Genomic DNA, 23,672 nt, shown 5'->3' with positions numbered 1-23,672 from the left:
ACAAAGTGAATAAGCAAGAGAAAAAAAGTGTTAAAGCAATACCGACGCGGTTAAACATTTTATTTCTTTGTGTATTTTTATTATTTTCTGCAATGATTATACAGTTAGGGAAAGTGCAAATTCTCGATGGAGAGACGTATAAAAATGAAGTAGAAAAGAGAGAAAATGCAACTGTGAGTCTTTCCGTCCCGCGCGGGAAAATATTTGATCGTGAAGGAAATCCGGTTGTTGATAATAAATCTTTACGAACGGTCACGTACACAAAGATGAAAGGTGTAAAATCAGAAGATATATTAAAAACTGCAAGACAACTTGCAGATATAATTGAAATGCCGCAAGAAGATATTACTAAGTTAACTGAGACAGATAAGAAAGATTTTTGGATGCAATTAAATCCGAAACTGGCTGAAAATCTAGTATCTAAAAAAGAAATAGATACATTTAGAGAGAAGGATATTAGCGGTAAGAAGCTAGATAAAAAAATAGAAGAGTTAAAAAGAAAACGAGTTACAAATAAAAATCTTCAGGAATTAACAGATAAAGATATAAAAGTGTTAGCTATTAAAAGTAAGATGACTGCAGGCTATCAAATGGCTCCTCAAATTATTAAAAAAGATGTTAGTGAAAAGGAATTTACTATAATTAGTGAAGGTTTAGCGAATCTTCCAGGAGTAGACGTATCGGTTGATTGGGAGAGAGTGTATGTAAATGATGGATTATTCCGATCCGTTCTTGGAAATGTTTCTAATTCTGATGAAGGATTACCAAGTGAACGATTAGATTACTACTTGGTACGTGATTATAGTCGAAATGATAGGGTTGGAAAAAGTTATATCGAGCAGCAATATGAAGATGTACTTCATGGGGCAAAAAGAGAAGTAAGAAGCGTTGCTGATAAACAAGGTAATACAATTAGAACGGAAACAGTTTCTGAGGGGAAAAGCGGTAAGAACTTAACTTTAACAATAGATATGGAGCTGCAGAAAAAAGTAGAAGAAAGTATTGAAAAAATATTAAAAGCATATAAAGGTTCAGAATCGATGTTGGACCGTGCTTTCGTTGTAATGATGAATCCGAAAAACGGACAAGTATTATCAATGGCTGGGAAAAGACTTGTAGAAAAAGATGGGAAAACAGAAGTTGAAGACTACGCATTAGGCACAATGACTAGTTCGTACGAGCTTGGATCAACAGTGAAAGGTGCGACAGTTTTAACTGGATTTGAAACGAAAGCTATAACACCAGGTACTTATTTTTATGATGCACCAATAAAGTTTAAAGGAACTAAGGAAAAAAAGTCTTGGAAAGAGTTCGGAAATATTGATGATTTAAGAGCGTTACAAGTTTCTTCAAACGTTTATATGTTTCATACAGCATTAAAAATTGCAGGTGTGGATTATGTGAAAAATAGCTCATTAAATATTAAACAGGAGTACTTTGATAAAATGAGGTATTATTTCAGGCAATTTGGACTAGGTGTTCCAACAGGCATTGATTTACCAAATGAAACAGCTGGACAAATTGGTAAAAAAGATAATCAGCCTGGCTTCTTATTAGACTACTCAATTGGTCAATATGACACGTATACACCGCTTCAGCTTGTACAGTATATTTCAACTATCGCAAACGGTGGATATCGAATGAAGCCGCAAATTGTTCAAGAGGTAAGAGAGCAAACGTCGCAAAAAGATGAAATTGGTAAAGTAGTACATTCAGTAGAGCCAATCGTTTTAAATAAAATAGATATGAAAGAGGAATATATAAATCAAGTAAAGGAAGGATTTAGAAGGGTATTCCAAGAAGGTGATGGAACTGGGGTAAGGGCGTTCCAAAAAGCATCGTATAAACCAGCAGGTAAAACAGGGACAGCACAGACAGTTTACGGTGGTGAAAGTGATATCGGAAGAAATGAAAAAGGCGAGAGAAGGGAATGTTATAATTTAACGTTAGCAGGATATGCGCCATATGATAATCCAGAAGTAGCGTTCTCTGTTGTTGTACCATGGGTTATTAATGATAAATCTGGCATTAACTCTGATATTGGAAAAGAAGTTTTAGATGCTTATTTCGAATTGAAAAACAAGCGTTTAAGTGGAGAATCGCCAAAAATAGATGATCCTAAAGAGAATTAAAATGTACGAAGCGTCTCTAGCAATCATGTGAACTAGAGGCGTTTTTTCATAGGAATAAATTAGAAACGAGGTATAATAGGTAAAGTAGAAATAGTATATTATCTATTTAATCGAATAAAATGGGTAAAATAATTCTATCAATTATTCACATTTTATAAAATAAATCATATATTGATAGCATAGGACAAGCTGAAAAGCTTATTCTAACCTCACAGAACACTCCTTATCACAGTTAGGCATCTACTTATGTAGATGCTTTTTTATGTTATTAACTGATAATTATTTATCAACCTTAAGTAGCAAGCATATTAGGACTATTAGGTGAAGATTGACGGTAATATTTACAGTATGATTAATAAGAGTATTGAAATGTAAGGAGTGAGAAATAAGTGCTAAATATTTTAGTGGTTAATTTTCCAGCAGAAGGACATGTAAATCCTACATTGAGTTTAGTCAAAGCCTTTATTGAACGGGGGGATCATGTACATTATATTACAACAGAACACTTTAAAGGCAGAATTGAAGATTTGGGAGCGACTGTATATACCCATCCAGATTTATTAAAGGAGATTTCTATTGATAATGAAACTTCATCTGGGCTGAATTCTTTCTTTCATGTACATGTTCAAACTTCTTTATATATATTGAAAATTACAAAACAATTATGTGAAAGAATAAATTTTGATTTCGTAATTTATGATATATTTGGTGCTGGAGAGTTAGTAAAGGAGTATTTACAAATTCCAGGCGTAGTTTCTTCTCCTATATTTTTAATTCCTCCAGAATTTTTGGAGACTTTACCTTTTCATCCAAATGCAGAAATACAATTTCAACCTGATGAACTTTCTGAAAAGTTATTATATCAAATAGAACACGAATTTGGAGTAAAGCCCAAAAACAATCTTCAATTTATGCATAATAAGGGTGATATTTCTCTCGTGTACACAAGTCGTTATTTTCAACCTAATAGCGATGCGTTCGGAGAAAATAACATTTTTATTGGACCTAGTATTTCAAAGCGTAAAACGAATGTAGAGTTTCCGCTTGAATTACTTAAAAATAAGAAAGTTATTTATATCTCAATGGGAACACTCCTTGAAGGACTCGAACCATTCTTTAATACTTGCATTGATACTTTTTCAGATTTTGATGGAATAGTTGTAATGGCAATTGGTGATAGAAATGATCGTTCTAAAATTAAGAAAGCGCCAGACAATTTTCTAATTGCTTCATACGTACCACAATCAGAAATATTAAGTGAAGCAGATGTTTTTATTACACATGGCGGCATGAATAGTGTGCACGATGCTATTTATTTTAATGTCCCATTTGTCATAATTCCACATGATAAAGACCAACCAATGATAGCACAAAGATTAACTGATTTGGAAGCAGCACATAGATTATTGAAAGAGCATGTTAATGTGCAAACTCTAAATGAAGCGGTATTAGACGTTCTTTCAAATGAAAAGTATAAACATGGTATACGAAAACTGAATGATAGTTTTTTAGAATGCGGTGGTTCAAAAGAAGCAATCGAAGTTATTAAAGCTCTTTTAAATAAATAGTTTGGACAATATAAAAGCATAGAGATGCTACCTTTATGCTTTTATATTATTATCCCGCAAACTGCACAGCAGTATTTGCATGTATTAAAGCAGTATCAAAAACAGGTACAGTAAGGTCGTTTTGAGAAATAAGCAAAGGAATTTCAGTACATCCAAGTAATATACCCTCTGCACCATTTTGAATTAATGATTTTGCAATTTGTAATAGCTTTTCTTTTGATGATTCTGAAATAATTCCTTTACTTAATTCATTTAAAATAACATGATGTATAAAATCTCTATCTTCTTTAATTGGGATAATTGTCTCAATGTTATAATTCGCTAGACGAGATTTATAAAAGTCTTGTTCCATCGTTTGTCTCGTTCCTAATAGTCCAATACGTTTTATATTATGCTCTACCATTTCTTTAGCACTTACATCACCGATGTGAAGGAGTGGTATTGATATTGCCTGTTCTACTTCTTCAGCAAATAAATGGACCGTATTGGAACACATTAATAAACATTCAGCCCCGGAATTTTCAACCTTTTTTGCAACGGTAACTAATTCGTTTTTCACTTCTTCATATTGATGATTTTGTAATAAAGTAGTTACCTCGCCAAAATCCATGCTATATAAAACAAGCTTTGCATTTTGATCATATTGAGAGAGTGTAAGTGTATTTATATGTTTATAGTATAACGATGTAGATTCCCAACTTAGTCCACCAATTAAACCAATTACTTTCATTATACATTCCTCCCGAAACAATTTTGAGTTCATTATTTCATAATTCCGATAAGAATACAATGATTTAAATGTATCATTTAACAAAAAATAAAAATAATTAGAAAAGTGTTGATATTTATTCTTCTTGGTGCCATAATACGAATTACAAATTAATACTTATCCAGAGAGGTGGAGGGAACGGCCCTATGAAACCTCAGCAACCCCTATGTACATTTATAGGAAGGTGCTAATTCCGCAGAGGACACGATGTGTTTTTTGGAAGATAAGAGGATTCTTGAACGTGAAAGAAAATGACCTCTTATATAAGGGGTCATTTTTTGTTGTATAGAAAGGGAGTGTCGATGCATAATTCAATTTCAAAATAAATATAGAGTAATAAAAGTTGACTAATATGAGAGGGGAATTGTAATGAACAAATTATCAACGAAGTTAGTAGTGGCAATCGGAATTGGAGCAGCATTATACGGGATATTAGGACTTTGGGGATTTTCAATTGCACCAAATACATTTATTAAACCTGCATTAGCTATTTTAACTGTTTTTGGAGCGTTATTTGGCCCAGTGGCAGGACTGCTAATAGGACTTATCGGTCATACCGTAACGGATACAATCGCTGGTTGGGGTATTTGGTGGGGATGGGTTATTAGTTCAGGCATTATCGGCTTTGCAATGGGACTCATTCAAAAAAGAGTTGGCTTTAGTGTGAAAAACGGGACGTATAATAAGGGGAATATTTCTTATTTAGCTATTGCGGGGTTACTTGGTATTGTCATTGCTATTATATTTGCTGGTGCATTCGATATTATTGTGATGGGAGAACCGTTTGACAAAATTGTTATACAAGTATTAGGAGCAACAATTGCGGATGTTATTGTATTTTTAGTACTTGGGTTACCAATTACAATAGGTCTAGCTAAGTCTAATAAGAAACATACACATTTAAAAATTGAAAAGTAGGGATGTTAACATGCAACCAATTATTTCTTTTGAACAATTCAGCTTTCAATATGAGCATGCGGCGCAGCCTACTGTAAAAGACATTACGTTTCATATATATCCTGGGGAAAAAGTATTAATTGCTGGACGTAGTGGTTCAGGGAAGTCAACGTTAGCTCATTGTATTAATGGGCTAATCCCGTTTTCTTATGAAGGGATTAGTGCTGGAAATATTTTAATTGCTGGAAAAGACCCGAGGAAAGGGAGTATTTTTGAACAGAGTAAACAGGTAGGAACAATTTTGCAGGATCAAGATGCTCAATTTATTGGTCTTACAGTAGAAGAAGATGTAGCTTTTTATTTAGAAAATGAATGTGTAAATCAAAACACTATGAAAAAAATTGTTTCAGATTCATTAAAAAAGGTAAAGATGCATTCTTTTCATAAACAAAGTCCACATGAATTATCAGGGGGACAAAAACAAACTGTTTCTCTAGCAGGGTTGTTAACAACGAATGCTGATATATTATTATTTGATGAACCTTTAGCGAATTTAGATCCTGTAAGTAGCTTACATACAATAGAACTTATTAAAGATATACATAAACAATATAATAAAACAATTGTAATTATTGAACATCGAATAGAAGAAATGTTAAATCTGGATTTAGATAAAATCATTTTAATGGATGACGGGGAAATTATTGCGATAGGCACTCCACAAGAGATTTTAACGTCAAATATATTACCATCTATCGGCTTAAGAGAACCTATGTACATAGAAGGATTAAAGAAATTACCTTTTGATGGTAATAATGCTGGAATATATCCACTCGAAAATCTTCAAAGAGAAAGTGTAAGTAGCGCAATAAATGAGTGGATGGAGAAGCAAGTTTTTTGTAAAAGCACTCCTACAAACAAAGAATTATTGAAAGTTGAAAATTTGTCGTTCTCCTATCCTAATAAACAAAAAGTATTAGAAAATGTAAATTTCTCAATAAAAGAAGGGGAAATTGTAGCACTTTTAGGTCATAATGGAGCTGGAAAATCAACATTAGCTCATAGTCTTATAGGTATAAACAAAACAAAAAATGATAGGATTTTATTTGATGGAGTAAATATTAATTCTTGGTCTATTCGTAAACGTGGAGAGATTATATCTTATGTGATGCAAAATCCAAATCATATGATTACGCAACCTACTGTTATAGAAGAGGTTTCATTTTCATTAAAATTAAAAAAGGTTTCAAAGGAAGAAATTAAGCTTAGAGCGGAAGAAACGTTAAAAATTTGTGGTTTGTATCCATTTCGTAATTGGCCAATTCAGGCATTAAGTTATGGACAAAAAAAGAGAGTAACAATTGCATGTGTACTAACAACAAATCCGAAACTGATCATTTTAGATGAACCGACAGCGGGACAAGATTATTATCATTATAAACAGTTTATGTCGTTTATAAAAAAACTAGCTGCAAAGGGAATATCTTTTATTTTTATCACACACGATATGAATCTCACACTAGAATATGCAGACAGAGCTATCGTTTTACATGAAGGGCAAATTATTGCAAATAATACTGCGTCTATCGTATTAGGTCATTCAAAAACGCTACAAAGAGCGAATCTAAGGGAAAGTTCATTATTCAAGTTAGTTAAATTTAGTGGGATTGCCTATCCTGAAAGGTTTATAGAACTTTATTTTGAGGTTACTAGGAGGGAGGAACATGTATAGTACATACTTTCATCGTATGGATGGAGCAGTGAAATTGTTGTTATTTATTTTTTGTATGACGCTTACTTTTTTGTTTTTTGATTTTCGCATATTGCTTATTGTTTTTATGATTGGTTGTATCGGACTTCTTGTTGCAAAGATTCCATTTCGTAAAATTTTAATTGTTTTTAGTGTTATATTTACATTTAGTTTATTAAATTCTGTCATGATTTTATTTATTACACCAACCCATGGATCTGAATTAACTGAGTCATATACTTCGTTTTTACATATCGGATATGCGACAATTACTTATGAAACATTATTTTATGCAACAACACTTTCATTAAAATATTTTACGTTATTACCATTTACACTTATTTTTATTTATACGACTGATCCAAGCGAATTTGTGAGTAGTTTAAGTAAATTTCGTATTCATTATAAAATTACCTATGCAATAAATATTGCGTTACGTTATATACCTGATATTCAGTCCGAATATAAAGTTATTAAACATGCGCAAGAGGCGAGAGGAGTAGCTTTTGAAAAAGGAGAAGCAAGTTTATGGACCCGTATGAAAAACCGTGTCTTAATTTTTTGGCCTTTAATTATTCATTCTCTAGAGAGAATCGATACAGTTTCAAATGCAATGGATTTAAGAGGATTTGGAAAGAAGGATAAACGTACGTGGTTTTATACAAATAAAGCAAAAAGCGGGGATTTCATTGCTTTATTTGTAGGTGCTTTTATTTTAATTGTAGCAGTATATTTAAAGTTACATGTATTTCAAAACTTTTGGTATCCATTTTAAAGCACTCTCAAATGAGTGCTTTTACTTATTTTTATGTAGACATGCTCAAAAAGAGGATATTTTCATAATGTATAATACGAACCAGTTAAAATGATCAACTACCTATTAGTTTTCAAACCAAAAGGAGGAGAAATTATGAGTTACGGTGGTTCTTGTGGTTTTGGTGGAGGTTTCGCTTTATTAGTTGTGTTATTTATTTTATTAATTATCGTAGGATGCAGCTGCTGGGGCGGAGGGTACTAATTTCTAATTAGTCTCCACAAATGTAAACTTAAAAAACATAGAAGATACTTATGTATCGAAATAAAAAAAGGAGCAATTATGCTCCTTTTTTATTTGTTTTCAGATGAGTTCATATTACATTTCGGCAATGTAATTGTCAAAGTTGTACCTTTATTAACAATACTTCGGATTTTTAAACTACCTTGCATCGTTTCAATGATCTTAACAGCAACCATTGTACCTAAACCTGTACCTTTCGTTTTCGTACTAAAATATGGTTCGCCAAATCGATTTATTTGCTCTTGTGACATACCAATGCCGCTGTCCTCAATTCGTATGATAACTTTATTATTACTAATAGATGAGGAAATATTTAAAGTACCACCATTCGGCATTGCTTCAATACTATTTTTTATTAAGTTTAAAAAACATTGTTGAAAGTGCTGTTTATTACCAACAATTGTTGCCGTAGAGAAATCTTTTGTAATATGTATTGTGTTCATATTACATAACGGTAAGATCATGTTAATAACTCGATTTAACTCTTGTTCTATTGAAATATGATCTAATTTTTCTGAAGCGGGTTTGGCAAACGTTAAATAATCATCAATAATTCCTTGGGCACGATGTAACTCTTCAAGTATATGTTCAATATACTCGTCTCTTGATTTTGGAGTTAAATTTGGTGTTTTTAAAAGTTGAGTAAATCCTTTTACGACAGTTAAGGGATTTCTAACTTCGTGCGATATACTAGCAGCAAGTTGGCTAACTATCTCCATTTTTTCCATTTTAATTAGCTTCGATCGCATACCTACAGCATCTTTTAAAACTTCATTAAAATAAATGACAAACAACATCAAAATAGTTGGTAATATTATGAAATAAATAATGTATAAATTATTCACTTCAAAATCTGATAAAGTTAATACAATTACAGTTGTAAATATCGCTAAAAAAAATGTTAAAAACATTCCATATGCTACTTTAACTTTTCTATTATGCTTATTAAATTTTGCGGATGCGAACGCTGTAATGATAAACATTGTGCCATAAACTAGTATGGTTAACATACTAAACCCATAAAATGAAAACCTTGTAACTAATAAAATAGTAAACAATATGATACCGACAGGGAAGCCACCATAAAGCGTACCTATTATAACTGGTATTTGTCTTAAATCATGAATACAATTTTCATCCATATAGATAGGATAGCGCATACATAAAATAAGAGGTATACTCGTACAAAGTATAATAAGTAGTTTTTTATATTTCTTTAAATAGTGCCCGCTATCATATATAAAATAGAAAATAAATATACTAATTAGAATGTAGAGAAGATTATTTAATACGTTTTGATTAATATAAACAAAGTTCATAGTATGTGCCTCGTTATTTTGAATTTCTATTTCATATGTATTATACATGATAATAGTATAAACTATATATTGGTTTTGAAAATATAGGTTTATATCTTTTCAGCATTTGCCACGTTTAACCATTTTATATAAAATTCTTCAACTGATGCAAATCGTTCCGAACGGTTTGCACTTACAGCACGGAAAGCTATCTCATATAACTCCTTACTTGCTTCCCATTTTATAAAGGAACGATCTTTTTCACCACCTAAAAGCGCAAAAGCCATTGCCCCCATATTAAATACATTTGTTCTCTCATCAATGATAGCGTTTAGCTGAAATTCCTCAGGGGACATAAAACGTGAGGATCCCCATAGTCGTCCCATTGTATTTACATAGGGTTTCTTATTGTATAAATCTATATCACAAATCAGCGTTTCATTTGTATGGAAATTATATAAAATACTACCGTCATAAAAATCTATTGCTACGTAGTTTTTCTCTTCGATATATGTATGGAAAGAAAAAATAGAATTTAAGGATTGAATTCGTTCCATAACTGATAGATGCTTAAATTTATAAAATGGAGAGTTTGGATTTGTATATTTTTCAGGAGACGGAAAACTCCAGTGTGAATGAAGACATTCACCATCAAACCAATCAAAAATTAATACATACCCAGAGTGAACTGGAAAATGTTCAATTAGTTTTATAAGCGAATCGTGCTGTAATTCCTCATATAGTGGAACTGAATTTTTTAATTTTTCAATAGCGTCTTTCATTGTTCCTTCATATGCAAGTGTTTGTGCCCCTGCATATTTAATAAATTTCTTACGCCCATCTTTTTCTACACCAAAAGATAGATTGCCTGAATCTTGCTGGTCAAAAACAGCAAATACGTTTCCTAATTTCAATAGCCAATCAAAATTATGATGTTCTTTTAACTGGAATGTAACTTGATTCAACTGAATTTCAACTGGATTATCTTTCATAATATACCTCGCATTTATTATAATTAAGTTGTATATTTCAGTATTCGACATATTTTGTGAAAATCCTATGTTAATCACATAGAATTTTATAAATATAATAATAAATAATTATAAGAAGAGGGATAAAATGGAACAACAAATCGTTATTAAACCATATCAAAAAGACTGGCATGAAGAGTATGTAATAGAAAAAGAGAAATTTATTTCTTTATTCGGAGGAGATTGTATCGCTATTGAACATATAGGAAGTACATCCATAGAGGGATTAGGAGCGAAACCTCTAATAGATATGATGATTGGCGTAACTGATTTGCAAATTACCGAAAAGTGGATTGAAGAGCTATTAAAAATTGGCTATGAATATGTTCCAAAAGAAACACCTAATTGGCGTTTTTTTAGAAAGGGAAAATGGAGAGCTGGTACCCATCATTTACATGTTTATATATATAATAGTGAAGAGTGGAAGAATAACATTTTATTTCGTGATTTTCTTATAGAACATAAATGGGCACAGATTGAATATACAGAATTAAAAGAGAAACTTGCAGCTACATTTCCGTTTGATCGTGCTTCATATACAAGTGCAAAAGCGCCATTTATTCTAAATATATTAGAGCTGGCCAAAACTTAAAAATCTCCTGCCTTTCCTGCATTATTTATAGGGAGGGATTTTTTCTTTTGTCACAACGATATACATTATTTCTAATTATTGGAGGCATATTCTTTTATTTATTTTGATATATCTAGTACATTGAAAATATTAAGGGGGAATGAAGCAATGAAAGCTATTGTACATCAATATAAAAAAGGGGTAGAAGGATTAGAATATAGATTGTCATCTGAAATAAATCCTTATGCTGGTGAAGTAAAGGTAAAGTTAAAAGCTGCAGGATTAAATCATAGGGATTTATTCATTATAAACAATAGAAAAGAAATGGATCTGCCGTTAGTAATAGGTTCAGATGGTTCAGGAATTGTTACAGAAATCGGAGAAGGCGTTTCAAATCATTTATTAAATAGCGAGGTTATTATAAATCCTAGCATTGGATGGGATAATATTGCCAAAGTACCTGAGTTACCAGAAGTGTTAGGTGGACCAAAAGATGGAACGTTTGCTGAATATGTTATTGTGCCAGCTGAAAATGTAGTGGCAAAACCGTCATATCTTTCTTGGGAAGAGTCTGGGGTTCTATCTTTATCGGCACTAACTGCATATAGAGCACTTTTTACAAAGGGTAGATTAAAGTGCGATGAACATGTTTTAATTCCGGGGATAGGCGGTGGTGTAGCGACATTTGCCATGATATTTGCAAAAGCAATTGGTGCAAAAGTAAGTGTTACTTCAAGAGTAGAGAGTAAAAGAAAGTTTGCCGAAACATACGGCGCAGACTTTTCTTTTAATAGTTCTGGAAATTGGGAAGAGAGTTTAAACGGAAAGAAAGTAGATTTAATAATTGATAGTATAGGTCCAGCAACGTTTTTAAAATACTTTGATGTATTAAAACCAAATGGGAGAATTGTTAATTTTGGTGCAAGCTCAGGAGATAAAATTGAATTACCATTACGAGCATTATTTTATAATCAAATCGATATAATGGGAACATCTATGGGTAGCCGTGAGGAATTTCATGAAATGGTTATGTTTATAGAGAAACATAAAATTAAACCAATTATTGATAAAGTATATTCGTTAGAAGAAGCCATTCAGGCGTTAAATCGTATGGAACAAGGAGAACAATTTGGTAATATCGCACTTCGTATGTAGTAAAAATATGATTTCGCAACTAGTATATTTAAATAACTATGTTATGTATTCTACACATAAAAAGCGTATGATTCGTATTGTTTTAAAGGTTTTTCAGCTTTATACATAATTAGTCGATATAATTAGTCTTACTATTGTCAAATGAGTACTAGTAAAATGAGAATTTGATGAGAAAAGTTTAAGCCCATTTTCATATTGATGTTGTATACTGTGTAAATCAAGAATGCTTTTATGTAAGGAGAGAGTATTATGAATTACACAGTATTTCAATGGTTTAATAATTTTGCTGGATCGTCCAAACTATTAGATACGCTAATGATTGCAATTACAAATAGTGCTGTATATGTAGCAATTTTGTTTATGTTTATCTTATGGTTTAATAATGGAAAGAAAGTCAATGCCATTAAAAAACAATACACAGTGTTATATACGACACTTTCAGTCATTATCGCATTACTAGTAAATGTTGTGATACATGCGGTATATTACCATCCACGTCCGTTTGTATCACATGATGTACATCAATTAGTGCCACATGCAGCAGACTCATCATTTGTAAGTGATCATTCTGTACTTGTATTTTCTATTGCATTTGTATTTTTACTTAGAGGAGAAAAACTTAAATATGTCGCTCTTATTTGGGCAGTATTAGTTGGTGTTTCACGTATGTACGTAGGAGTTCATTATCCTCTAGATATACTTGGCGCTGCTTTCTTAACATTTATTACGAGCGGTTTAGTAGTGCAAAGTACACGTACGTTTGAACCGATAGCGAAATTTGTATTTAAAATGTACGCATTAGTAGCGAAACGAATTCCTTTTTTAGCGAAATATAATCATATAGCTTAATTCTTATAAATAACTATTTGTAAGTTTGTTTAAAAGTTCGTCTCTGGATTTCCAAAGGCGAACTTTTTTATTGCGCACAAGAAAAGGGCATATGCATTAAAAGATTGGTGAAAGAACAACTGAGTTAACCCCTATTAAATTTGTAGTTTATTATAAGTTAACCATCTTATGACGGAATATTCTTAAATTTCACGCACCGTACTGTAAATAGAAAAATAAAATAAAAGCAGAAACAACAGCTACATTCAGAACGATTTAAAGGAATTAAAAGGAAAAGTTCGAAACATATAGTATTGAAAGCAAAAACTACATAATTTATAGCACACTATCGCAGTAATGAATTGTGAAAGAAAGGGGATAAATATGCATAAACTTCAAACGAATAAAGGCGCTCGATATTTTATGGTTGCTTTTATTGTTTTGTTTCTTATTATGCTTTTGCGTTTTTTCTATATTCAGGCAGTAGGAGTCTTGCATAATGTGAATGTAAAGGATTTAGCAAACGAGCAACATAATAAAAATGGTGTTTTGGAAGCAAATCGTGGCACAATATATGATCAAGCTGGAAAAGTGCTTGTCCAAGATTCCACAACGTATCGTGTTGTTGTGAATTTAAAAGGAACAAATAAAGTGAAAAATAAAGATGAAACTGCAGGGCGATTAGCTGATGCGCTTGAAATTGATAAAGAGGATGTATTAAAAAATTTTCATGAGGGACGTACGCAAGTTGAAATTGGAAAAGTTGGCCGGAATTTAACTAGAGAAGTGAAGGAACAAATTAGGCAATTAAAAATCCCAGGTGTATCCTTTATGACAGAGAAAGCAAGAGTATATCCAAATGAAGATTTTGCATCCTATATACTTGGTTTTGCTAGACCTGATGATAAAGGAAATACAGAAGGGAAATTTGGACTTGAAAAGAGTCTGGATAAATATTTGCGCTCGACAAATGGGAAAATAGAATATGTGGGAGCACCAAGAGGAATCCCGCTTACAAATGATATAGGGAAAATAGAGCCCGCTAAAAATGGGAATAACGTATACCTTACGCTAGATAAACAAATTAATAGTTTTTTAGAAGAAGCGATGAATAAAGCACAAGAGCACTATGATCCTTCTATGTTAGTAGGAATCATAGCGGATCCAAAGACAGGAAAAGTTTTAGCAATGTCTAGTAAACCTAGTTTTAATCCTAATAAAGGCGATATCGAATATTTTTTGAATGATCCAATCGCAAATGCATACGAACCAGGTTCAACAATGAAAATATTTACGCTAGCTGCTGCAATTAATGAAGGGGTATATAACGGGAAAGAATATTTCCAATCAGGAAAATATTCCGTTGGTTCATCTGATATTAAAGATCATAATGGTGGATTTGGATGGGGATCTATTACATTTGATGAAGGCTTTGAAAGATCATCAAACGTAGCTTTTTCTATTTTAGAAGATCAGTTATTAAAACCAGATAAATTTAAGCAATATATGAATAAATTTGGATTCAACCAAAAAACCGGCATAGATTTACCTGGTGAAAGTAAAAATACTTTATTATTAAATACACAAATTCAACAAGTTACAACTTCTTTCGGACAAGGTTCTACAGTAACTCCGATTCAATTAATCCAAGCAGCTACTGCTATAGCTAATGACGGGAAAATGATGCAACCATATATCGTTGACAAAGTTGTAAATCCAACAAACAATCAAGTTATTATGGAAAATCAACCGAAAGAAACTGGAAATCCGATAAAAAAAGAGACAGCGGACAAGGTAAGAGACTTAATGGAGCGTGTTATTACGTCTTCAAAAGGTACCGGTACAATGTATAAAGTGGACGGTTATCCAATAGGAGGTAAGACAGGAACAGCACAAATTCCGAATCCTGAAAATGGACGATATATGGAAGGAAAAGAAAATTATATTTTTTCATTTTTAGGAATGGCTCCAATTAATGACCCAGAGTTAATTGTATACTTAGCTATTAAGCAGCCAAAGCTAAAGGGGGACGAGTATGGAGCTCAGCCGCTTGCTGAAATATTTAAACCAGTTGTGAAAAATAGCCTTGAATATTTAAAGGTGAAACCATACACAGAAAAACAAATGGCCGATGCAACGAAAAAATCCCAATTAAAAGTACAAAATCATGTCAATCAATCAATGGATACAGTAGAGAATAAGGTGAAAAAAGAGAAGTTCCAACCGATAATTTTAGGTGAAGGAAAAATAATAAAACAATATCCGCAGTCTGGTGAAGTAATGAGTGAAGGAGATCGTATCTTTTTATTAGGAAGCAACGCAAGAATGCCAAATTTACAAGGTTGGTCAATGCGTGATGTTATGTATTTCTCTAAATTATTAAAATTAGATTTAAAAACTACAGGTACGGGCTATGTAACAAATCAAAGCATTGAAAAAGGACAAGCTATACAAGAAGGAGATGCATTACAACTAGACTTAGAACCACCGTTACAACCGTTAGCAGAGGCAAATACAAATTAATTTCAACACTTTGAAGAGCCTAGATCCAATAGGTTCTTTTTAGAGTTATAAGTAATTTCACGCACCGTAATTTTCAGAAAAAATAATAAATAAGTGAATTAACAGAAGCAGGTCGTTAAATATCTGATTATTTTTTATTTACAGTTAAAAATAATTGTGATAATATGGAAAAAATCAAATGCAGTGAAGAGAAGAGTAAATAAAATGAATTTTTCACAGAGAGCTCCATTTAGCTGAAAAGGAGTAAAAATTCTTTATTGAACCAAGCCTCTGAGCAGCGCATCGGAACCTATTATTAGGGGATGGTGTGACGGGAGCTCCCGTTATAGAGCTATGGTATAAGCATGAATTAGAATGCAGTACCTGATAAGGTTAATATGGCGACATATTAACAAACTAGGGTGGCACCGCGATGATAAATCTCGTCCCTAAGACTAAAAGTCTTGGGGGTGGGATTTTTTTGTTGTTTTAAAACAATTTGGAAAGCGGGGGCCTAAAATGAAAAACTTATTTAAAGATTGGAAGTATCCTTTATTACTACTGTCCGGAGTTGGTATTGCAAATTTAGGGGCATGGATTTACTTAATAGCACTGAATGTACTTGTCTATAATATGGGTGGCTCAGCCTTAGCTGTTGTTACTTTATATGTAATTCAACCATTAGCCGCTTTATTTACAAACGCTTGGTCAGGAAGTATGATTGATCGTTTAAATAAACGGAAGTTAATGATTCACCTCGATATATATCGTGCAGTATTTATCGCTATTTTACCTTTAGTTCCATCACTTTGGATTGTTTATGTGTTCGTATTCTTTATTAGTATGGCCAGTGCAATTTATGAGCCAACTGCTATGACGTATATGACGAAATTAATTCCAGTTGAGCAAAGACAACATTTTAACTCATTACGTAGTTTAATAGGATCTGGTGCATTTTTAATTGGTCCAGCGATAGCGGGAGTATTGTTAATTGCAAGTACACCAGAGTTTGCTATATATATAAATGCTATAGCATTTCTCTTAGCAGGAGTAATTACATTACTGTTACCTAATCTTGATAAAAAATCCGATATTACTACGTCAAATGACAAGTTATCTTTAGCTGTATTAAAAAAAGATTGGAACATCGTTTTAAATTTCAGTAAGAAATCTTTATATATCGTTTTTGTGTACTTCTTATTTCAAGGGATGATGGTTTTAGTTGCCGCAACTGATTCACTTGAATTGTCATTTGCGAAAGAAGTTTTATTGTTAACAGATAGTGAATATGGCTTTTTAGTTAGTATCGCTGGAGCCGGGTTTATTTTAGGAGCCATAACAAATACAATATTATCAAAAAAATTAACACCTTCATTTTTAATTGGAATAGGATCATTATTCATCGCTATCGGTTATTTAATTTATGCTTTTTCAAATGAGTTTTTAATAGCTACTATCGGATTCTTTATTTTATCTTTCTCTATGGCATATGCAAATACAGGATTTAACACCTTTTATCAAAATAATGTACCTGTCCATATGATGGGACGGATTGGGAGTATTTATGAGCTTGTGATTGCGGTCATAACCATTTTAATTACGATATTGTTCGGAGTTACAACTCAATTTATTTCTATACAACTTGTCGTTATCGTAGGATCATTCGTAATGCTACTTATAACTATCATATTGTGTGTGTTTACTTTATTACCATCACAGTCTAAAGTGCATTCCTCTGAGTCAATTAATTCCAAATAGTTCGCTTGGTTTTGATTTATGATATTCAATAGGAGGGTTCACCCTCCTATATATGGAAATATAAGAAGGGTGAACAATATTGATAAACGAGGGTGGTTTTTGTAATGAAAACAAAAGATCAAATAGAGAGCGTTGTAAAAGAAATACATCGACATATAGATTTCTCTGGGGTAATTTTAGTGAAAGAAGAAAAAGGCTTAGTCTATGAAGAGGCATTTGGTTACGCAAATCGAAATGAATGTATAAACAATACGCTACAAACAAAGTTCGGGATTGCCTCCGGTTGTAAAATATTCACTGCTATCGGTATCTGTCAACTTGTTGAAAAAGGGGTAATTACTTTTCAAACAAAGTTAAAAGAGTGTTTAAGTAGTAACTTTCCAAACTTCAATGAAGATATTACAATACATCATCTATTGACGCATAGTTCGGGTATTCCAGATTATTTTGATGAAAGTATTATGGATAACTTCGAAGATCTATGGAAACAAACTCCTATGTATCTATTAAAAAGTTTAAAAGACTTTTTACCACTATTTCAAAATAAAAATATGATGTTTGCACCTGGAAGTAAGTTTCACTACAACAATGCTGGGTTTATCATACTTGGATTAATTATAGAAGAACAGACAGGACTTACATTTACGGAGTATATAGAAAAAAACATATTTAATCCAATTGGTATGAACGATTCTGGCTATTTTTCTTTAGATACATTACCAAGGCACACAGCTCTCGGATATATAAAAGATGAAATTAACCAAAATTGGAGGACAAACATCTACTCTATACCAATAATAGGAGGATCTGATGGTGGAGCTTTTATTACTGCGCCAGACATGCTGAAGTTCTGGGAAGCGTTGTTTAACTATGAAATCGTAAGCCGAGAATATACAAAGATACTTTTAACTCCTCACATTCAAGTGAATAATAATCAGTCTTACGGCTATGGAATATGGATTGAAACAAGAGAAAATAAGATATTCAAATATCATGTAATGGGATATGATCCAGGAGTCAGTTTTCGCTCGGCCGTATATCCAGACTTAGGAATTACTTTAGTTATTCCATCAAATAAAGGAACAGGACCCGAAAAATTAATGACAGAAATAGAAGGAGCTTTTTAATTATATGAATATAGAAATTAGAGCTTATAACAAATCGGATGAAACAGGATGGCTACGTTGCCGTGTGTTATCTTTTTTAGATACAGCGTATTACGATAATGTATTTAAGGAGAAAGCAAAATATGAAAATCCTGCTATTGAATTAGTAGCTCTATTTGAAAATCAAATTGTGGGTTTAATAGATATTGAATATGAATTAGAAGAACGTACAGTTTGTTCAAGAGGGACTGGTCTTGGTGGCATGATTTGGCATATTGCAGTTCATCCGGATTTTCGTAGAATGAAAATTGGTGATCAACTATTAAATGAAGCGGAAAAGCTAGCGAAAGAACATAACCTAAATCGATTAGAAGCATGGACTAGGGACAACCTATGGGTACATGGATGGTATGAAAAGAACGGATTCGTAAACGTAGATTCATATTTACACGTATACTCCGATCATACAGACGAGATCAAAGGTGTAATGAAAAGTAATATAGATCGGCTATATCCAGTTCAAACATTTGCTCATTATACAGGTGAAAATAATGAAGAGATAAGAAAACAATTTAAACGAGTTCATGATTGTTTTTGTTTTGAAAAGTACTTTAGCTAACTAGAAAACCCTTATTAATAAAATAATGCTTCAAACTGAAGGGGAATCACATTCCATATTTTACAATTTAAAGTAGCTATCGTATTTCAAGTATGGAGTAAAAAGAGCTGAATATAGTTTTATAGATAAACAAGTATAAAGGAGGATACTAAATGGATATTTTACTTGTTATTCTTATTATCGTATTAATGCAAAGTAAGGAACGTAAAGTAAAAGTTAATCGCATTTGGCTCGTTCCGACTTTGTTGTGCTTTGTAACAATTCAGTCCATTATTCATATGGGACAATTAACTATATTACAATTACTATTATTCGTTTCCATGCTTGGAATTGGATTGGTTCTTGGGGTTATTAGAGGAAAAGCGTTAACATTTCGAATAGATAGTGAAACGGGTCATGTATTACGAAAAGGAAATTGGTTAAGCACAATAATTCTTCTTATTATTTTAGGGGCGAAAATTGTAATTAAGCAAAGTATGTTTTCTGATAGTACTCACAACACATTAATGGTTGTTACGAATGCCTTTTTATGCGTCACATTAGGTACAGTAATAAGTAGACGATATTATATTTGGAAAAAATATAACGAGTTAATACAAAAAGTGTAAATACATGTATCCCTTGTTTAACAATGCTGTGGACGGTAATACTAAATAACATTGAATTTTTACAACAAGGGATGATAATATGATATTCATTTACACAGATTTCGGCGGAACGCATTCAACTGCACTCGCTGCAGCATATCATTTGAATAAATTACCAACGGATCGTAAGTTAACGAAAGAAGAAATATTAAATGTAGATTACTTTAATAAATTGAAAACAGAGGATATGGGGAAAATCATTTTTCATGGAGTAGACGAATATGAGAATCCTGTATATACAATTGGGTGCGGGGCATCCAAAGTCGTCGTACCTGCGATGAAGCATTTAGGAGAGATTCTGCAAAAACATTATCATAGCCATGAAAAAATTATTTTTTCTAATACATCACCAACAGTACCTTTACCTATGACTTTCGGTGGACTATTTTCTAGAAGGTTCCACATCGATTTTATCGGTGTACCATTACTCGTATGGGGAACAAAACTTAGTTGTGATAACATACAAAGACTTGTTAGTTATACGAAAGAAGCTGGCCGATTGACGAATGATTATGTTGTAATTTTAGATAATGAAACGTTTAAATAATGCACGATAAGAAGAAAATTGGGCAAATACTTCGGTTTTCTTCTTTTTTTCGTGAAAATGACAAAAAATATTCACATTTAATATGCATCTACTATAGCCAAAACAATAAAGTCCTGTTACTATTACAGGGATATTCTCTTTTCGTAACATAAATATATAGAAAAGTCAGAAAAGAGGAATTGAATTAAGGGAGGAACAACATGAAGCGTGTTGCTTGGATTACTGATAGTACAACTGCGAGTTTTACAACAGAAGGAGATAACTTTGTTATCCCAATTGAAGTTATTATTGATGGTGTGTCGTACAAAGATTGTGAAGAAGGTGTGCGTGAGCGCGTCTATAATGCGTTAAACGAAGGTAAAACTGTCACTACATCACAGCCTAACATAGGGGAAATGGTAGAGTTATTTTCGAAATGCAAAGAAGAATATGAAGAGGGATTTGCAGTTGCTATTAGCGGAAAAGTAAGTGGAACTTATCAAAACATGAAGTTAGCTGCAGAAATGGCAGGTTTCCCATTAACGGTATTGGATAGTGAAACAACAAGTTATCCAATGGATGAACTAATTAGAAAAGCGAAATCGTTATACAATGATGGTATGACGTTAAAAGATATACACAAAACATTAGTAGATGAAAAAAGAAGACCTTTCCACGTATTCCCGAAAAGTTTAAAAGGCCTTTACGCAAGTGGACGTGTAAAAGGAGTTCAATTTTTACTTGGAAGTTTATTAAGTGTCAACTTAATATTAGAAGTAAAAGGTGGAGAGCTTTTACTTGAAAAGAAAGTTCGCAAAATCCAAAAATGTCGAGAATATATTAAAAATGAGCTTGAAAAAGAATTACCAAAAGTACTACACATGTTCCATGCTAACGATAAAGATGGAGCTGAAGAATGGATTTCAGATATTAGACAAGCATTCCCTGAAATGGATTTCAAACTATATCCATTACCAATTTCATTTGCGGTTCATGCAGGTGAAGGTACAATAGCAATTAGTTATTAAGAGGAAAACCCGTGAATGATTCGCGGGTTTTTTATTTAATTAAATTGAAAATGGAGGCATATTACGTCGCCATCAAGTAAAAAGTCTCATATTATTGTTTTTAGGAGCAACCACTCCCTCAACTTGATTTGAAATTAAAAATATAAACCTTTGCCTACTGGCTGAACAGTTTCTAGCACAGTATCGACCATTTCTTCATTGATTAGGGTTCTTATAATCCAAGCTGAGAGATCTTGAGCAGCAAAACAGCCTGCAGCAGTCGAGATATTTCCTTCATTCACGAAACTTTGTTCAATAACATCTACATCGAATTCTTTAAGCTGTTCTACTACGGACGGATATGTAGTCGCTTTTTTACCTGTAAGCAATTTTTTAGCTCCTAGTAGTAATGAACCAGAACACATAGATCCTATTAATTGCCTTTGAGGATCTACATGAATGTTATTAATATATTCTTGGTTTTTATATAAATCTTGTACACCCTTACCGCTTGCAAATATTACTGCGTCAGCAGTAGGAATATCAGATATGCTTCCTGTCATAGGAATACGTAAGCCAGACATGGATATATGAGTTTTTTCCGTTCCTAATAGTTGAACGTTCCAATCAGAAACACCGCCAACTAAACGTACACGATTTAATAAATCCCATGGTAAAAAAACATCTATATCAGTAAAGTTATCGAAACAGACTATTGCAATTTTCATTTTCTAATCCCTCATTCCGTATGTATATCCCCTTATTTAGAATATAAACTTTTCCTTTTTATGTTCTATATTAAGTTATAAATTCCTGTATATTCCATGCGATGAAAATTTAATTAAATAAAAGGATTATACACCTATAAAATATGTGGCATCCAAATATCCCATACATAACGTAAATAATGTTGTTTCGAAAGTTTAAAGGGTTTTTAAATATAAAAATAGAAATCTATATAAAAAAATATACAAATGGTAGTGATGCTATGAAAATAGGTAAATTTGGAGAATTAAATAACATAAGTATTGATACAATTAGACATTATATGGACCTGGGTCTGATTATTCCTGAAAAAAAGGGAGGTCACTATTTTTTTGACGAGTATTGTCAAACAGATTTAGAGCTTATATTACATTACAAAGCGCTAGGATTTAGTTTGAATGAAATTAAAGAACTATTTTTTTATAAAAATTTAGCGAAATCTATGAATTACGAAAAAGATACTTTTTACCAATCTTTATTTAAACTGAAATATGACAAGTTGGAACAGGAAATAGAACTTTTGGAGAAGAAACGGGATAAATTAAAGGAAGTGTTACATGATTTATTATTAACAAATGAAACCTCTAATTCAATTTTAGGGATAGATTTAAGCGTACTTCATTTACTGGCATGTTCTAAGTGTAGCAAAAAGCTAATTCTTCAAGATGGAATTATTAATAACAATCAAATTACTGAGGGGAAGTTAATTTGTAATTGTGGTGAAGAATATAGTATTACTTCAGGAATTATAACTGCTGGTAAATCATTTAAAGAAAATGAGCGAACGTCACTTGAAGATACTATTTCGGATTATATTCATGAAACTGATAATGCATATTTGGAAAATATGCTTAAAGAAGGGGAATGGGCGAAAAAGAAACTAATACATTTAGATTTAAATAACAAATTAATACTGGATATAGGATCGGGACTTGGATTCTTTTTGAGAAACATTTATGAAGACCTACCCGAAGATTGCCTATACATAGCAGTGGATCGAGATTTAAATAAACTTATATTTTTAAAAGATGTATTAGCAAGAAGAAATCCGAAAAGAAACATACTCTTTATCTGTGCTGATTTTTTGAACATCCCTATTCAGAATCGGTCTGTTGATATTGTAATTGATCATTCTGGTACGAGCAATTATAGTTTTGAGCATGAAAATTTTTTACTTCACGAATTAAATCCGCTTTTTAAACCTGATTGTTATTTATTAAGTTTATTTATTTTATTTAAAAATTTTAGCTCAAATAGCCAAATTACAAATAAATTTCAAGCTAATTTTACACTTTCAAAAGTAACGAAAGAAATCCAAAATCTACAGTTTCAATCCATTGATGAGAGAACATCAAATTATTTGGAACGGGGCGGGAAATACGAGGATTTCTTTGTTCAGGGAGAAGAAATTTATACATATTCATTTTTCGGAAAAAGATGGGGTTAACCCCATCTTTTATTTATTTCCCCTTAAAACTTTTCAAATAGTACATATTGATATTGGGTTAACCCAATAACTTACACTTAATGTAATACTAAGAAAAGTGGGGGAATTGTTATGGGAGGTTTACGATTACATATAGAAAATAAAAAAAGAAACCCGGAACTAAGAACCTGTTTAGAATCTATGGTATAATCTGTACAAAAAAGGATATTTTTTATGATACATAATTATACAAGTAACGT

Annotated in this window: 21 protein-coding genes, 1 riboswitch and 1 other annotated feature; of the genes, 17 read left to right on the top strand and 4 right to left on the bottom strand. The window is 32.2% G+C overall.

The window, feature by feature from the left end; genetic code table 11:
- Positions 1 to 5 precede the first annotated feature (5 nt).
- On the top strand, positions 6 to 2,132 hold the full coding sequence (locus PDL00_RS26135) for a peptidoglycan D,D-transpeptidase FtsI family protein (RefSeq protein ID WP_270732175.1): 2,127 nt from the start codon (positions 6 to 8) through the stop codon (positions 2,130 to 2,132).
- Positions 2,133 to 2,521: 389 nt separating this feature from the next.
- Positions 2,522 to 3,700 carry a macrolide family glycosyltransferase gene (locus PDL00_RS26130; RefSeq protein WP_270732172.1) on the top strand — a complete coding sequence of 393 codons (1,179 nt, stop codon included), beginning with the start codon at positions 2,522 to 2,524 and terminating at the stop codon, positions 3,698 to 3,700.
- Between the two features lie 49 nt (positions 3,701 to 3,749).
- On the opposite strand, the gene PDL00_RS26125 is transcribed toward PDL00_RS26130, so the two are convergent.
- Positions 3,750 to 4,430: an aspartate/glutamate racemase family protein gene (locus tag PDL00_RS26125; RefSeq protein WP_242250563.1), complete on the bottom strand. Its 681-nt coding sequence runs from the start codon at positions 4,428 to 4,430 to the stop codon at positions 3,750 to 3,752.
- Positions 4,431 to 4,583: 153 nt separating this feature from the next.
- A riboswitch (SAM riboswitch) is annotated at positions 4,584 to 4,699 on the top strand.
- A 139-nt stretch (positions 4,700 to 4,838) separates the two neighbouring features.
- Here PDL00_RS26125 and PDL00_RS26120 point away from each other — a divergent pair.
- The 4 genes from PDL00_RS26120 (at position 4,839) to PDL00_RS26105 (ending at position 8,134) form a co-directional block, all read left to right on the top strand.
- Positions 4,839 to 5,387: an ECF-type riboflavin transporter substrate-binding protein gene (locus PDL00_RS26120; RefSeq protein ID WP_097817944.1), complete on the top strand. Its 549-nt coding sequence runs from the start codon at positions 4,839 to 4,841 to the stop codon at positions 5,385 to 5,387.
- 10 nt (positions 5,388 to 5,397) lie between these two features.
- Positions 5,398 to 7,098 (top strand): ABC transporter ATP-binding protein, encoded by a 1,701-nt coding sequence (locus tag PDL00_RS26115; protein ID WP_270732168.1) that lies wholly within the window; start codon positions 5,398 to 5,400, stop codon positions 7,096 to 7,098.
- Positions 7,091 to 7,891: an energy-coupling factor transporter transmembrane component T family protein gene (locus PDL00_RS26110; RefSeq protein WP_270732165.1), complete on the top strand. Its 801-nt coding sequence runs from the start codon at positions 7,091 to 7,093 to the stop codon at positions 7,889 to 7,891. Before PDL00_RS26115 ends, PDL00_RS26110 begins: the two co-directional genes overlap by 8 nt.
- A 135-nt stretch (positions 7,892 to 8,026) precedes the next feature.
- Positions 8,027 to 8,134, top strand: a complete 108-nt coding sequence (locus tag PDL00_RS26105; protein ID WP_000120182.1) for a YjcZ family sporulation protein — start codon at positions 8,027 to 8,029, stop codon at positions 8,132 to 8,134.
- 89 nt (positions 8,135 to 8,223) lie between these two features.
- Here the strand turns inward: PDL00_RS26105 and PDL00_RS26100 are convergent, their stop codons facing one another.
- Together PDL00_RS26100 and PDL00_RS26095 are read right to left on the bottom strand one after the other, a co-directional pair.
- Positions 8,224 to 9,492: a sensor histidine kinase gene (locus PDL00_RS26100; RefSeq protein ID WP_242250566.1), complete on the bottom strand. Its 1,269-nt coding sequence runs from the start codon at positions 9,490 to 9,492 to the stop codon at positions 8,224 to 8,226.
- A gap of 89 nt (positions 9,493 to 9,581) precedes the next feature.
- Positions 9,582 to 10,463 (bottom strand): serine/threonine protein kinase, encoded by an 882-nt coding sequence (locus tag PDL00_RS26095; RefSeq protein WP_270732161.1) that lies wholly within the window; start codon positions 10,461 to 10,463, stop codon positions 9,582 to 9,584.
- A 127-nt stretch (positions 10,464 to 10,590) separates the two neighbouring features.
- Between PDL00_RS26095 and PDL00_RS26090 the strand changes: the two genes are divergently transcribed.
- The 10 genes from PDL00_RS26090 (at position 10,591) to PDL00_RS26045 (ending at position 21,242) form a co-directional block, all read left to right on the top strand.
- The gene (locus PDL00_RS26090; RefSeq protein ID WP_270732159.1) at positions 10,591 to 11,094 is read left to right on the top strand and encodes a GrpB family protein; all 504 of its coding nucleotides are present in this window, start codon (positions 10,591 to 10,593) and stop codon (positions 11,092 to 11,094) included.
- Positions 11,095 to 11,241: 147 nt separating this feature from the next.
- A complete protein-coding gene (locus PDL00_RS26085) occupies positions 11,242 to 12,228 on the top strand; it encodes a zinc-binding dehydrogenase (protein WP_270732157.1) in 987 nt (328 codons plus the stop codon).
- A 249-nt stretch (positions 12,229 to 12,477) separates the two neighbouring features.
- Positions 12,478 to 13,077 (top strand): undecaprenyl-diphosphatase, encoded by a 600-nt coding sequence (locus PDL00_RS26080; RefSeq protein ID WP_270732155.1) that lies wholly within the window; start codon positions 12,478 to 12,480, stop codon positions 13,075 to 13,077.
- A gap of 363 nt (positions 13,078 to 13,440) precedes the next feature.
- Complete coding sequence (locus PDL00_RS26075; protein ID WP_270732153.1) at positions 13,441 to 15,579, top strand: penicillin-binding protein; 2,139 nt, start codon at positions 13,441 to 13,443, stop codon at positions 15,577 to 15,579.
- 174 nt (positions 15,580 to 15,753) lie between these two features.
- Positions 15,754 to 16,012 (top strand) — a binding site (T-box leader).
- Between the two features lie 65 nt (positions 16,013 to 16,077).
- Positions 16,078 to 17,316: an MFS transporter gene (locus PDL00_RS26070; RefSeq protein ID WP_270732150.1), complete on the top strand. Its 1,239-nt coding sequence runs from the start codon at positions 16,078 to 16,080 to the stop codon at positions 17,314 to 17,316.
- A 104-nt stretch (positions 17,317 to 17,420) separates the two neighbouring features.
- Positions 17,421 to 18,443 carry a serine hydrolase domain-containing protein gene (locus tag PDL00_RS26065; protein ID WP_088030157.1) on the top strand — a complete coding sequence of 341 codons (1,023 nt, stop codon included), beginning with the start codon at positions 17,421 to 17,423 and terminating at the stop codon, positions 18,441 to 18,443.
- A 4-nt stretch (positions 18,444 to 18,447) separates the two neighbouring features.
- A complete protein-coding gene (locus PDL00_RS26060) occupies positions 18,448 to 19,041 on the top strand; it encodes a GNAT family N-acetyltransferase (RefSeq protein ID WP_071723207.1) in 594 nt (197 codons plus the stop codon).
- 152 nt (positions 19,042 to 19,193) lie between these two features.
- The gene (locus PDL00_RS26055) at positions 19,194 to 19,649 is read left to right on the top strand and encodes a DUF1453 domain-containing protein (RefSeq protein WP_270732146.1); all 456 of its coding nucleotides are present in this window, start codon (positions 19,194 to 19,196) and stop codon (positions 19,647 to 19,649) included.
- A gap of 79 nt (positions 19,650 to 19,728) precedes the next feature.
- Positions 19,729 to 20,235: a DUF3189 family protein gene (locus PDL00_RS26050; protein ID WP_270732143.1), complete on the top strand. Its 507-nt coding sequence runs from the start codon at positions 19,729 to 19,731 to the stop codon at positions 20,233 to 20,235.
- 200 nt (positions 20,236 to 20,435) lie between these two features.
- Entirely contained in the window at positions 20,436 to 21,242 is an 807-nt protein-coding gene (locus tag PDL00_RS26045; RefSeq protein ID WP_131932216.1) for a DegV family protein, read from the top strand.
- A 134-nt stretch (positions 21,243 to 21,376) separates the two neighbouring features.
- Here PDL00_RS26045 and PDL00_RS26040 read toward each other — a convergent pair whose 3' ends face one another.
- Positions 21,377 to 21,949, bottom strand: a complete 573-nt coding sequence (locus tag PDL00_RS26040) for a DJ-1/PfpI family protein (RefSeq protein WP_242250578.1) — start codon at positions 21,947 to 21,949, stop codon at positions 21,377 to 21,379.
- 260 nt (positions 21,950 to 22,209) lie between these two features.
- Between PDL00_RS26040 and PDL00_RS26035 the strand changes: the two genes are divergently transcribed.
- Positions 22,210 to 23,433 (top strand): MerR family transcriptional regulator, encoded by a 1,224-nt coding sequence (locus tag PDL00_RS26035; protein ID WP_242250579.1) that lies wholly within the window; start codon positions 22,210 to 22,212, stop codon positions 23,431 to 23,433.
- Positions 23,434 to 23,672: the final 239 nt, after the last annotated feature.

Source organism: Bacillus cereus group sp. TH152-1LC (assembly GCF_027710505.1).
Taxonomy (GTDB): Bacteria; Bacillota; Bacilli; order Bacillales; family Bacillaceae_G; genus Bacillus_A; species Bacillus_A mobilis.
The sequence above is the reverse complement of the archived record's forward strand: the minus strand, read 5'-3'. Positions and strand labels throughout refer to the sequence as shown.

Coding starts and splice junctions, on each gene's coding strand:
- PDL00_RS26065 (WP_088030157.1), top strand. CDS start 17,421: ATGAAAACAAAAGATCAAATAGAGAGCGTTGTAAAAGAAATACATCGA.
- PDL00_RS26125 (WP_242250563.1), bottom strand. CDS start 4,430: ATGAAAGTAATTGGTTTAATTGGTGGACTAAGTTGGGAATCTACATCG.
- PDL00_RS26055 (WP_270732146.1), top strand. CDS start 19,194: ATGGATATTTTACTTGTTATTCTTATTATCGTATTAATGCAAAGTAAG.
- PDL00_RS26090 (WP_270732159.1), top strand. CDS start 10,591: ATGGAACAACAAATCGTTATTAAACCATATCAAAAAGACTGGCATGAA.
- PDL00_RS26105 (WP_000120182.1), top strand. CDS start 8,027: ATGAGTTACGGTGGTTCTTGTGGTTTTGGTGGAGGTTTCGCTTTATTA.
- PDL00_RS26035 (WP_242250579.1), top strand. CDS start 22,210: ATGAAAATAGGTAAATTTGGAGAATTAAATAACATAAGTATTGATACA.
- PDL00_RS26085 (WP_270732157.1), top strand. CDS start 11,242: ATGAAAGCTATTGTACATCAATATAAAAAAGGGGTAGAAGGATTAGAA.
- PDL00_RS26050 (WP_270732143.1), top strand. CDS start 19,729: ATGATATTCATTTACACAGATTTCGGCGGAACGCATTCAACTGCACTC.
- PDL00_RS26095 (WP_270732161.1), bottom strand. CDS start 10,463: ATGAAAGATAATCCAGTTGAAATTCAGTTGAATCAAGTTACATTCCAG.
- PDL00_RS26110 (WP_270732165.1), top strand. CDS start 7,091: ATGTATAGTACATACTTTCATCGTATGGATGGAGCAGTGAAATTGTTG.
- PDL00_RS26120 (WP_097817944.1), top strand. CDS start 4,839: ATGAACAAATTATCAACGAAGTTAGTAGTGGCAATCGGAATTGGAGCA.
- PDL00_RS26060 (WP_071723207.1), top strand. CDS start 18,448: ATGAATATAGAAATTAGAGCTTATAACAAATCGGATGAAACAGGATGG.
- PDL00_RS26045 (WP_131932216.1), top strand. CDS start 20,436: ATGAAGCGTGTTGCTTGGATTACTGATAGTACAACTGCGAGTTTTACA.
- PDL00_RS26075 (WP_270732153.1), top strand. CDS start 13,441: ATGCATAAACTTCAAACGAATAAAGGCGCTCGATATTTTATGGTTGCT.
- PDL00_RS26070 (WP_270732150.1), top strand. CDS start 16,078: ATGAAAAACTTATTTAAAGATTGGAAGTATCCTTTATTACTACTGTCC.
- PDL00_RS26040 (WP_242250578.1), bottom strand. CDS start 21,949: ATGAAAATTGCAATAGTCTGTTTCGATAACTTTACTGATATAGATGTT.
- PDL00_RS26115 (WP_270732168.1), top strand. CDS start 5,398: ATGCAACCAATTATTTCTTTTGAACAATTCAGCTTTCAATATGAGCAT.
- PDL00_RS26100 (WP_242250566.1), bottom strand. CDS start 9,492: ATGAACTTTGTTTATATTAATCAAAACGTATTAAATAATCTTCTCTAC.
- PDL00_RS26080 (WP_270732155.1), top strand. CDS start 12,478: ATGAATTACACAGTATTTCAATGGTTTAATAATTTTGCTGGATCGTCC.